The organism is Algoriphagus sp. PAP.12 (assembly GCF_026652115.1).
GTDB lineage: Bacteria > Bacteroidota > Bacteroidia > Cytophagales > Cyclobacteriaceae > Algoriphagus.
The window spans coordinates 71,398-83,440 of record NZ_JAPPSQ010000014.1; the positions used below are offsets into that span (position 1 = coordinate 71,398).

The window sequence follows — 12,043 nt, forward strand, 5'->3', positions numbered from 1 at the left end:
AATAGGAAGTGGTAAGTAATGAGTCATATCGATCACTACTTACCACATACAAATTTTACTGCATACAAAAAGTACTACCTCTCCACTTCTTTCAAATTTTCAATCTTCTTGTTTCTCAAGAATCCATTGATGTCCTCGAAGTGCTCCCTTACTCGTTTGTTACCGAATTCGAAGACTTTGGTTACCAAGCCATCTAAGAAATCTCTGTCGTGAGATACAACTACCAAAGTACCGTCAAAGGCCTTTAAAGCATCCTTGATTATGTCTTTGGTTTTCATGTCCAAATGGTTGGTCGGTTCATCGAGAATCAACAAATTGACAGGCTCCAGCAAAAGTTTAATCATAGCCAATCGGGTTTTTTCACCGCCTGAAAGCACTTTTACTTTCTTGTTGATATCGTCCCCTTTGAACATAAAGGCTCCCAAGATATCTTTGATTTTAGTTCGGATTTCCCCTACAGCTATGTGATCAATTGTTTCAAAAATAGTCAAGCTTTCATCCAAAAGAGAAGCTTGATTTTGTGCGAAATAGCCGATCATGGCATTATGACCCAATTCACATTTTCCCTCGAAATCAATCTCAGCCATGATGGCTTTGATCATAGTGGATTTACCTTCTCCGTTTTTACCTACGAAAGCAACTTTCTGTCCCTGCTCAATGGTCATGGAAGCATTTTTGAAAACCACATGGTCTCCATAGGATTTGCTCATTTCATCTACAATCACAGGGTATTTTCCTGACCTTGGAGAAGGAGGGAACCGCAATTTCAAAGCAGAAGTATCAACCTCATCCACCTCAACGATATCTAATTTCTCTAGCATTTTCACCCGAGACTGTACCTGAAGAGTTTTGGAATAGGTACCTTTGAATCTCTCAATAAATTGAGTGGTTTCAGCTATGAACTTCTGCTGTTCCTCATATTGCTTTTGCTGCTGTTCTCTTCTTTCTTTCCTAAGCTCCAAATAGTGGGAATACTTGGCTTTGTAGTCGTAGATACGACCCATAGTCACCTCGATAGTTCTGGTGGTGATATTGTCCACAAAAGCTCTATCGTGGGAAATCACAACTACAGCTTTGGCCTTATTCATTAGGAATTCCTCCAACCATTGAATGGATTCAATATCCAGGTGGTTTGTGGGCTCATCCAACAAAATCAAGTCAGGCTTTTGAAGAAGGATTTTTGCCAATTCGATTCGCATTCTCCATCCACCAGAAAATTCCGAAGTGGAGCGAGTCAAATCATCTCTTTCAAATCCTAGTCCCAACAATACTTTTTCTACTTCAGCTTCATAGTTGACCTCCTCGATAGCGTAAAACTTCTCGCTGAGTTCAGAAACCTTCTCAATAAGCTTGTAATATTCTTCAGATTCGTAATCAGTTCTTACTGTCAGTTCCTCATTGATATGATCAATTTCTGCCTTCATGTTCAAGTATGAAGCAAAAGCCTTAGCAGTTTCTTCCATTACAGTGCAATCATCACTGGTCAAAAGGTGCTGAGGCAAGTAAGCAACAACATAATCCTTTGGGGCGGAAACTGCTCCAGAAGTAGGTTTGGATTGCCCTGCAATAATTTTTAATAGAGTGGATTTGCCTGCTCCATTTTTACCCATCAATGCGATTTTATCATTTTCATTGATGGCAAAGGAAATATTACTGAAGAGTGCGCTGCCACTATGCTGGACAGTTACGTTGTCAACTGAGATCATATTGTCGAAATTGAAGGCGCAAAGGTAAATTTTTAAATATGAATTCTGAAGTTTGAAATCATAAAAAAGCCGCTTCGAAATCAATCGAAGCGGCTTTTAACCTCCGACATCCGGCATCCGGCATCAGAAAATTTATTTAAGCATCAACACCCAAAGCTTTTGCCATAGTCGCACCGATCTCCGCTGGAGATTCTACTACGTGGATGCCGTTTTCTCTCATGATTCTCATTTTAGCCGCTGCAGTATCATCAGCTCCACCGATGATCGCTCCCGCATGGCCCATTCTTCTACCTGGAGGTGCTGTTTGGCCAGCGATGAAACCTACAACAGGCTTCTTGTTTCCAGTTTCTTTAATCCACTTAGCCGCTTCAGCTTCGTAGTTACCACCGATTTCACCGATCATTACGATCGCGTCGGTTTCAGGATCATTCATAAGCAATTCAACAGCTTGCTTGGTAGAAGTTCCGATAATTGGATCACCACCGATTCCGATTGCTGTAGAAACACCCAAACCTGCTTTAGCAACCTGGTCTGCAGCTTCGTAAGTCAAGGTCCCAGACTTAGAAACAATACCGATTCTTCCTTGCTTGAATACAAAACCTGGCATGATACCAACTTTTGCTTCACCTGGAGTGATTACACCTGGGCAGTTAGGTCCGATTAGGGTAGCTCCTCTTTCTTTGATATAAGGCTTAGCTTTCATCATATCAGCTACAGGGATCCCTTCAGTGATAGCAATGATCACTTTGATACCAGCATCAGCAGCTTCCATGATCGCATCACCTGCGAAAGCTGGTGGCACGAAAATAATAGATGTATCTGCACCAGTCTTTTGAACGGCTTCTTCAACAGAATTAAAAACTGGCTTTTCCAAATGCGTAGAGCCTCCTTTGCCTGGAGTTACACCACCAACTACGTTGGTTCCGTACTCGATCATTTGCTGTGCGTGAAAAGAGCCCTCAGATCCGGTGAATCCTTGAACGATTACCTTGGAATTTTTATTGACTAGTACACTCATGCGTCGTATTTTAAAGTTTGGCACAAAAATAAGAGAAACCGTTCGCTGACAAAAGAATATATTAACATTCTCTATCTAATTTGACATACGGCTTCTTTTTATAATTTAGCTGTCATGAAATCAAGCTACCTGAGCGCTTTAGTATGTGCCCTGTTATTGTTTATCAATTTTGGGGTTTTTGCTCAGACTTTTAAATATAACACCAATCCTAAAGGAATAAGGCTTCCTGTTCAAAGTGTACTTCAAGTGGAGCAAGATACTTTGGGGATGATCTGGATGTCTACGACTCGTGGAGTTTTTTATTCAGACGGTATGGAGACTTTTGCTCTGGCGGATAGTCTTAATTCAAAATTTGATTTCCAAATCAGTATCCACAAAGATGAAGATGGAATGATTTGGTTGTATAATGATCGAGGGGTCGGTACCTTTCTGAAAGGAGGGTATGGGAGTTGGGAAAATGTGGTATTTCCAGGTATTGATTCATTGGTAAATCTTCCTCGTATTAGATTTACAACTCGTGGGAAAGGATCGAGCAAGGAATATGTATTAGATATTGGCACTCGTTTTTATTATTGGGTCGAAGGACAAAGCCTACAACTTTTTCAAAAAAATATAGGTGAATTAGGCTTCTTGACCTTTCTAGGCGGTGAAATCAACAATCCTGTATTTTTCTTTGATAAAGGAACATTAGCTCTTGAAAATGGGAAATTGAGAAAAGTCCAATGGGATTTGAATAAAGTATCAAGCCCACCAGTTATTGTTAAGAAATGTCCAGAAACGGGTGAATTTTATTTTTTAGGAGCTGACTATTTAGCCAAAGGGCCTGATCAGTTTTCTCCAAATGAAATTGTGGATAGCGGATTTAAGCAGAATTTTGACTTTTTGGATAGTTATTTTGGGTTGGGGTTTGCAAAAGGAAGTATTTTTTATCACTTCAATTCTGACCTTTACAAATTGACTCTTGGTTCGAGACGTCCCATTGCATTGGATTTGGAGTATACTTTTCGAGTTTTTTATCTGCAAGATTTTTTAATTGATAGGGAAGGGATTCTGTGGATGGCTACTGCCAGAGGTTTGGCTAATTTGAATTCTTTGGCTTTCCAAAATTATGATGTAGTCCAGTCAGGATTAATGAGCCAAGAAGTTACAGCCATTGCTCCAGTAAATGGAGATGAGTATTTATTTGGGTATAACAATGGAATTCAAAAAATATCTAGGTATGACATTGAAGTAATTTACAAAGATTCAGAAGTAGGGATAATCCCTAATAGTAGGATAGTCAATTTTTCTCGGGAAGGAGATAAGGCAATTTGGTTTTCTTCAAACGTCAGAGGAGTTGGAAGATATGATATTGCTTCCAATAAGGTTGAAATATTCAAACCACCATCAAATGTTCAGATTTCTTCAGTAAATATCTATGGAGATAGTATTTTAATCACTAGCCCTCGGGCAGTTTACTTTGCTTCCGTAAATGATAGAGGTACTGATTTATACAAAAACTCTATTCAAAACAAGTTGGAAGAGTTGATGAATCACCGATTTTACTATTTAAGGAAGTCTGGAAAACTTGAGGATGGAAGAACGATCATTATGCGAGCATCCAGAATCGAAAACACTGAGGAATTAATTTCTACCACAGACTTCCTTTTAGCAGATGGATATGACTTCTTAGAGGTTGAAAACGGAATTTTGCTTGGCACCGAATCAGGCCTAAAGTTCGTGCAAGACAATAAAGTTCAGTCGTATTCGGTTGGTGGACAAGAAATAAATAGGCCTGTATTTTCAATTCTTCAAGATTCAGCAGGAGTAATTTGGCTTGGGACAGATGATGGAATATTTCAGCTTGAAAATAACCATGTCCGCCAGTTCAATCAGATGAATGGTTTGGCAAATAACGAAATCAACAGAGGTGCATTAGTTGAAGGGGTGGATGGAAGGATCATGATAGGTACACTTGATGGGTTTTCGATTTTCAAACCTCAAGAAAAATTCATTGCACATGGTACTCCAAAAGTGTTTTTGAAATCCTTTGATTTGGAAGGTGAGTCTATTTTGAATCTTGAAAATGCAAGAACTGGGTCTCAGCAAAATTCCCTTGAGTTGGAATATGCTGCAATCGGTTTTAATGAAGAAAAAGATTTGTGGGTTCATTGGAGACTCAAAGGTTTTGAAGAGTCTTGGCAAGTTTTAGTAGAACCCAAATCAAAACGATTTTTCTATCCTAGGCTTCCACCAGGTGATTATCAGTTCGAAATCAAAGCATCTTATGAAGGAGAAAATTTTTCACCATTGGTAACATCTGTGGGATTTACCGTATTGCAGCCATTCTATATGAGATTTTGGTTCTTGGCTTTAGCATCATTGGTCATGATTGCCATTGGTTTTTTTGTCAAAACATTTTTTGATCAGGGGAATAAACTTGGAGTGCTAGAATCAGCAGTAAGTGAGAAAGATAAGGAGAAATTGACTGTAGAAATGCAGTTTAAAAACGTTTGGGATAGCTCCAAAGACCCTATGCTTTTGACTATAAATGGAGAAACGATTCTTGCGGCCAATCCAACGTTTGCAAAGTTTGTTGGAAAAGAACCAACATCCCTTGAAGGGGAAAAGCTGATTGAAATTTTTGGGGATTGTGATTTTCTAAGGAAATACCAAAAGGAAATGCAGAACCTTCCGGAAGAGGGAAAAACATTGAAGCTCGAATTTAAATGGAATGATCTAGATGTGGAAATGGAAATTTATTCTAAAAGAATTTCCTCTGAAGGGATAGATGGAAAAACAATTTTATCCATGTTTCGTGATGTGACTGCAGAAAGACAAATCGAGAAAAACTTAAGAGAAGCAAAGGAAAAAGCCGAGGAAGCTAACCGATTTAAAACAAGTTTACTTTCGAATGTAAGTCATGAAATCAGAACTCCCCTCAATGTGATTTTGGGAGGTACTGAGCATGTGATGATGACTAGGAAGGATGATACCAAACTTTTGAATGAGTTAGATATTATCCTGCAAAGTGGCGAAAGACTTTTGGCTACGATTACCTCGATTTTGGATATGGCAAAGATCGAAGCCAATAAAATGGAGGTCGTTTATACAAAGGTTGATTATGTTGAATTTATTTCCTTGGTCATGAAGCCATTTTTTGCCCATGCTCAAAGAAAGGGCATTCAATTGAAATTGGATTTCAAAAAGAAAGATATCAAAGGAGAGACTGATAAGAGATTCTTAGAAATGATTCTTAATAATTTGGTCGGTAACTCATTGAAATACACTGAGTCTGGAACTGTTAAAGTGACGGTCGATTCTCAAGATGGATCTTTATTAATGAAAATCGAGGATGAGGGTGTGGGTATGTCCACGGACTTTATGCCGAAAATTTTCCAGCCATTTGAGCAGGAAAGTACAGGGAATCAGAGACAGTTTGAAGGAACCGGTTTGGGAATGGCGATCACCAAAAATCTGGTTGATCTTTTGAAGGGCTATATCAATCTGCAAAGTGCCAAAAATCAAGGAACACGAGTGATAGTAGAAATTCCATTGTCTAATTCATAATTTTTGTATTTTCAAAGCTGTTTATCTGCCTTTTAAAAACCTGAATGTTTAGTCTTAATATCCTCATCGTCGAAGATGATTCAGTTTCAGCCCTACTTTTACAAAGGGCTTTAGAGAAAAATAATCATCATATTCTGGGTGTTGCCGATTCTGGCGAGAAGGCCCTTGATCTACTAGAAGAAAGTCACGCTGATATAGTGATGATGGATATCAATCTAGCTGGTGAGCTTGATGGGATTACTACAACTGAAATCATCAATGAAAAATTTGATATTCCTGTAGTCTATCTAAGTGCCAGTTCTGATGCTGAGACCTTGAATAAGGTAGTTGGGACTAACCCTTCAGCATACGTAATCAAGCCATTTAATATCCGTGAATTAAACATGGTTATTGAGCTGGCGATTTTCAAGGACAGAAAAGAAAAAGAACTTCAAAAACTCAATAATCAGCTTGAGGAAAAGGTGCGGATTAGAACTGCAGAACTTTACGAAGCCAATAAAGAATTGACAAAGGCTCTGGAGAAAGAGAGAGAAATCAATGAGTTGAAATCCCGTATTGTGTTGAACGTTTCTCATGGCTTTAAAACCCCATTAACCTCCATTTTGAGTTCTGCGCAGCTCCTTCAGATGTATGCTGAAAAAGATCATCCTTTTAAGCAAAAGATTGCGAAGCATGCGATGAAAATCGAGAATTCCGTCCGAGCGCTGAATAACTTATTGACGAGTGTCTTGTTTTTCGGAAAGGCTGATGCAAATAAGATGGAATACAAGCCTAAGAAAATGTTCATGGGAGCATTTGTAAAGGAACTACTCGATACTGTCAAGGCAGGTATTGAGAATGACGTGGTCATTAAATCAGAATTAGGTTCGCTTCCAAAAACAATTACTTCGGATAGCGAAATTCTATACCAGACTTTCGAAAACCTTCTTTCAAATGCAGTGAAATATTCTAAAGATGGTGGAGAAGTTCAATTCAGTCTAGATTACCAAGATGGTGTTTTAATTGGAAAAGTGATTGATTTTGGAATAGGAATACCTGAGTCTGAGCAAAGTCAATTGTTTGACAGGTTTTTTAGGGCCAAAAATGTAGGAATCGTAGAGGGGTCTGGGTTAGGGCTTTCGATCGTCAAAAAATGCTTGGAAGTCTTGAACGGAGAAATCACCTTTGACAGTAAAATAAAAAAAGGGACAACCTTTGAAGTCAGAATTCCGGTAAAGTAATATGCTCTTTTCGACCCAAGACCTGAAATATGCACATCCAGGTCAGCCTCAACTTTCATTTTCCGATATTTCTTTAGAAAAAGGAGGGTCTCTCTTAGTGCTAGGAAAGTCTGGAAGTGGAAAGACAACATTATTAAATTTGTTAGGAGGACTTTTATTGCCTCAATCAGGAAGTGTGATTTTAGGAGGTGTAGATCTAACTAAACTAAGTGGAGGAGAACTGGATTTATTCAGAGGTAAAAACATCGGAATTGTTTTTCAAAAACCGCATTTGTTAGCTCCACTTTCTGTAAAAGAAAATCTCGTTGCAGCTCAATATTTCGCAAAAGAAAAAGGACAGAATGTCCAAGGTTTACTGGATGAACTAGGAATTGGGGCTAAAGCGAATTCTTCTGTGAAAACCTTGAGTGAGGGAGAAGCCCAGAGAGTTTCTATCGCAAGAGCCTTGGTGAATAAACCACAATTGATACTTGCTGATGAGCCGACTTCCAGTTTGGATGATGAGAATACCGAAAAGGTGATCAATTTGCTGAAAAATCAAGCTGAAAAGATTGGCGCAGCACTGATTATCGTGACCCATGATCAGCGGGTGAAAGATCATATTTCCAACTTTATAGAAGTGAAGGCATCATGAATATCTTTAAGCTAAGCTGGAAATATTTGACTTTTAAACCTTTGTCGACAGGGTTAAATGTGATGCTGCTTGCACTGGGTTTGGCGATTATCACAGTCTTACTCTTGATTCAGGATCAGTTTGAAAAGAAAATGAATCAGGATGCAGAGGGCATTGATTTGGTGGTTGGAGCTAAAGGAAGCCCTCTTCAATTGATTCTTTCGAGTGTGTATCATATTGATTTTCCTACGGGAAATATTCCGATGGAAGAAGCCATTCGGGTGTCCAGAAGTCGCCTGATCAAAAATGTGATTCCATTGGCTTTGGGAGATAATTATAAAGGATACAGGATAGTCGGAACCAATCCGGATTACTTAAGCCTCTATGGGGTAGGGTTTGCTCAGGGAGAAGCTTGGAAAGAACCATTTGATGTAGTGCTTGGGGCAGAGGTTGCGAAGAAAACGGGACTAAAAACCGGAGATTCTTTTGAAGGAAGTCATGGAATCTCTGAAGGTAGTCACGATCATGATGAGCATGGGTTCAAAGTAAAAGGAGTATTGGAGCCGAAGGGAAATGTAGTCGATAGACTGGTTTTGACATCTATTGAATCTGTTTGGTATACACATGATGAGGTAGATTCAACAGCTTCTGAAGCTGCTCATGATTTATTACATCAGCCCGTTTCTCAGACAGGTTTTCCTCAGACAGATCAAGAAAGAGAAGTCACATCATTGCTAGTGCAATATCGAAATCCTATGGCAGCAATACAGCTTCCAAGAATGATCAATTCTGGCACATCCATGCAAGCGGCTTCTCCGTCCTTTGAAATGTCCAGACTATTTGAATTGCTGGGTGTGGGAGTTAGTTTACTTCAAGGTCTTGCCTTTGTATTGATTGGAATATCTGGGTTGGGGATCTTCATCGCTTTGTATAATTCCCTAAAAGAAAGAAAATATGATCTGGCGATTTTGAGAGCTATCGGAGCTTCGAGAATTCAACTTGTTTTTCTGATCTTTTTAGAAGGACTGATGCTGACATTTTTGGGTGCTTTGGTAGGGATTCTATTGGGGCATACCTTTTTATCAGTTATCGTTTCCCAAAACGAACAGGGAGTCGTAGGAACTTTAAATCCATGGGTTTTCTTAAAAGCAGAACTTTGGATAGTGATTTATGCGTTAGTAGTGGGAATAATTGCCTCTCTTATTCCGGCTTGGTCGGCTTATCAAACAAGTATTGCAAAGCAATTGACAAAAGCCTAATCTTGAGGCAGAATTAGAAAGAATATGAAAAAGGTAGTATTAATAGCAGTGTTCTTTGGTTTGGTAGTTGGTGGTTTTAATTCCACCTTGGCTCAGGACACCAACGTGTGGAAGAATTTGGCGGATGTCACATATAAAATCAGTGAAGATAATTTCGGGGAATTGTACGTCCCGGTTTTCTCAGATAATGCGAAAAAACTAGAAGGTAAAGTAGTGGAGGCTGATGGTTATATTATTCCATTTGAAGGAATGTTTAAGCCAGAGCATATCATCTTATCAAGTCTTCCATTGGCAGAATGTTTTTTCTGTGGATCGGGTGGTCCGGAAACTGTGATGGAAGTGATGCTTTCCACACCAATCAAATACACGTCAAAAAGAGTAAAAGTAAAAGGTAAGCTAACCCTGAACTCTGCTGACCCGGAAAAGCTCATGTATATTTTAACAGATGCTACTTTGGTAGAATAAAAAAAGAGGCCTGAAATTGATTCAGGCCTCCTTTGCTAGTATGATATTTCTTTCTCCAGCTCTTTAAATCTTTGGAGTAAATCCATAGTAATCGGGCCAGGCTTCCCCGTTCCAATTTTATGATCGTCAATCTGGGTGATCGGAAGTAAAATTTTCGTAGTACTTGAGATAAAAGCCTCGTCTGCTTCTAAAGCTTCTTGCAATGTAATTGGTCTCACCTGGACATTTCCTGCCAAATTCATCAGATTCTTTCTAGTGATTCCCATGAGAATGTCTTTGCCTGGGGTAATCACCTGACCATCTTTGACGATAAAGAAGTTACTTCTTGAACTTTCGCTGATTACGCCATTCAGGTGATAGAGTACATCTTCAGCTCCTTGTCTTTTCCATCCCTCCGAATGCCAAACTGCCAAGGCATAATTGGTGGTTTTGATATCGGCTATCGGTCGAATGTATTCCAGAGAAAGAAGTTTAACTCCTTCGTTGTATTTTTTCTCTGAAGGGAAAATTAATGATTCTGCAAAGATGAAAAGCTTCCCTTCTGCGGGAGAAAAGTGGTTGTCGGACAATCCACCGCTAAGCATCATTCTCATTCCTCCGGCTTCCAAATCATTCCTGTCAACAAGCTCAGATATAATAGCTCTTAACTCCTCTCTGGAGTATTTTAAAGTCAGAAATGTTTTGGCAGAGGAAGCTGTAAATCGATCTAGATAATCCTCCAAAAAAAGAGGTTTATGATTGACAGTTCTGAAAAAATCAAATATCCCATATCCCCGAATCAATCCTAGATCCATTGGGTGAATTGTGGCTTTTTTAGTTGCAATTATTTCTCCGTCGGCAAAGCAAAAAGGTTTCATCATTCAAAGTTTAGAAGGATAAAAATAAGGAAGGTTTTTAAATTATTAAGGACTTAAAACAAATACTCCTAAAAGCATTTTAACCTAATCCTTCATCGATTATTTAAGAATGAATTCGATAGTAGCTGGACTTGCAATAAAAACCTTTCCTTAATTTTTTTTGCCAGAAATTTATGTCAATTAAGAATTCTCACCTTCTGATTCTTCTTTATCAAAATCTTCCGCATGTGTCAGTTTGACCCATTTTTTCATCTTTTTCTGAATGATCTTGAAGTGATGCATTTCTTCGGGAGTGATTAGGGAAATCGCCAGACCATTGGATCCTGCTCGGCCAGTTCTTCCTATTCGGTGGATATAGTCCTTGGGTGATCTTGGAAGTTCATAATTAATGACGAGTGGGAGAGCCTGAATGTCAATTCCGCGAGCAGCTAGGTCCGTGGCCACCAATACTCGGGTTTTGCCTGATTTAAATTTTGCCAAAGCCTCAGTTCTTGCTCCCTGACTTTTGTCTCCATGGAAAGCAAGTGCATCAATGCCATTTTTCACCAGTTTGCCTGTGACATTGTTGGCTGTTCTGATGGAGGATGCAAAAATCAAAATCTGGCTCCAGTCACCAGATTGGATAAGTTTCCGCAGGAATGGGCCTTTTTCTTCTGGGTTGACACGGTAGGCTTTTTGGTCGATCAGATCCGGGGTGAAGTTTTCTGCTTCTACAGAAACTTTTACTGGTTCTTGGAGTAGATTTTGGATCAAGACTTCTACTTCTGAATCCATTGTAGCCGAAAAAAGGATGTTTTGACGCTTGCTTGGGATCTTATTAAGAATCTGGTCCAGTTCTTCACGGAAGCCCATATTGAGAACCTTGTCCGCTTCATCCAAAACCAAGGTATGCACTTTTTCGAGGGAAACTGATCCTCTTTCCATCAAATCAATCAATCGGCCAGGAGTTGCGATCAGGAGCTCAGTGCCTTGGAGTTTGATCATTTGTGGATTGATCGAAACCCCTCCAAATACGGCCAATGTTTTGATTTTCCTAGGTAAAAATCTACTGAAACTATCTGCTACTTCTGCCACCTGGATTGCCAATTCTCGAGTGGGTACGATGACCAAAACGGGGACTGAGCGATCTTTGGAGGGGGATTTTTTTAAGAACCTCTCAAGGATTGGGAGAATGTAAGCCGCAGTTTTTCCGGAGCCTGTAGGAGCTAAGCCCAGAAGATCTTTTCCTTTAAGAACCGAAGGGATTGCTTGGGTCTGGATAGGATAGGGAGCTTGATATTCGGCGCGGTTGATCGCGGTCAGGATTTCTTTGGAGAAACCTAAATCGGCAAAATTCATTGAGAGATTTTTTTTGCA

At 39.4% G+C, this 12,043-nt stretch carries 9 protein-coding genes; 5 read left to right on the forward strand and 4 right to left on the reverse strand.

Annotated elements, in window-relative coordinates:
- Positions 1 to 74: 74 nt before the first annotated feature.
- Together O0V13_RS15920 and sucD are read right to left on the reverse strand one after the other, a co-directional pair.
- Positions 75 to 1,706 (reverse strand): ABC-F family ATP-binding cassette domain-containing protein, encoded by a 1,632-nt coding sequence (locus tag O0V13_RS15920; RefSeq protein ID WP_268035961.1) that lies wholly within the window; start codon positions 1,704 to 1,706, stop codon positions 75 to 77.
- Between the two features lie 136 nt (positions 1,707 to 1,842).
- A complete protein-coding gene (gene sucD, locus O0V13_RS15925) occupies positions 1,843 to 2,724 on the reverse strand; it encodes a succinate--CoA ligase subunit alpha (RefSeq protein ID WP_026955480.1) in 882 nt (293 codons plus the stop codon).
- A gap of 114 nt (positions 2,725 to 2,838) precedes the next feature.
- Here sucD and O0V13_RS15930 point away from each other — a divergent pair, with 114 nt between their 5' ends.
- From O0V13_RS15930 to O0V13_RS15950, 5 genes are read left to right on the forward strand one after another with little or no spacing between them, the layout of a single operon-like run.
- Entirely contained in the window at positions 2,839 to 6,273 is a 3,435-nt protein-coding gene (locus tag O0V13_RS15930) for an ATP-binding protein (protein ID WP_268035962.1), read from the forward strand.
- 44 nt (positions 6,274 to 6,317) lie between these two features.
- Entirely contained in the window at positions 6,318 to 7,493 is a 1,176-nt protein-coding gene (locus O0V13_RS15935) for a hybrid sensor histidine kinase/response regulator (RefSeq protein WP_268035963.1), read from the forward strand.
- Between the two features lies 1 nt (position 7,494).
- Positions 7,495 to 8,127 (forward strand): ABC transporter ATP-binding protein, encoded by a 633-nt coding sequence (locus O0V13_RS15940; RefSeq protein WP_268035964.1) that lies wholly within the window; start codon positions 7,495 to 7,497, stop codon positions 8,125 to 8,127.
- Positions 8,124 to 9,365: an ABC transporter permease gene (locus O0V13_RS15945; RefSeq protein WP_268035965.1), complete on the forward strand. Its 1,242-nt coding sequence runs from the start codon at positions 8,124 to 8,126 to the stop codon at positions 9,363 to 9,365. Before O0V13_RS15940 ends, O0V13_RS15945 begins: the two co-directional genes overlap by 4 nt.
- A gap of 24 nt (positions 9,366 to 9,389) precedes the next feature.
- Positions 9,390 to 9,830 (forward strand): hypothetical protein, encoded by a 441-nt coding sequence (locus O0V13_RS15950; RefSeq protein WP_268035966.1) that lies wholly within the window; start codon positions 9,390 to 9,392, stop codon positions 9,828 to 9,830.
- A 35-nt stretch (positions 9,831 to 9,865) separates the two neighbouring features.
- On the opposite strand, the gene O0V13_RS15955 is transcribed toward O0V13_RS15950, so the two are convergent.
- Both O0V13_RS15955 and O0V13_RS15960 read right to left on the reverse strand, forming a co-directional pair.
- On the reverse strand, positions 9,866 to 10,690 hold the full coding sequence (locus tag O0V13_RS15955) for an aminotransferase class IV (protein ID WP_326492737.1): 825 nt from the start codon (positions 10,688 to 10,690) through the stop codon (positions 9,866 to 9,868).
- Positions 10,691 to 10,867: 177 nt separating this feature from the next.
- Entirely contained in the window at positions 10,868 to 12,025 is a 1,158-nt protein-coding gene (locus O0V13_RS15960) for a DEAD/DEAH box helicase (protein WP_268035967.1), read from the reverse strand.
- Positions 12,026 to 12,043 lie beyond the last annotated feature (18 nt).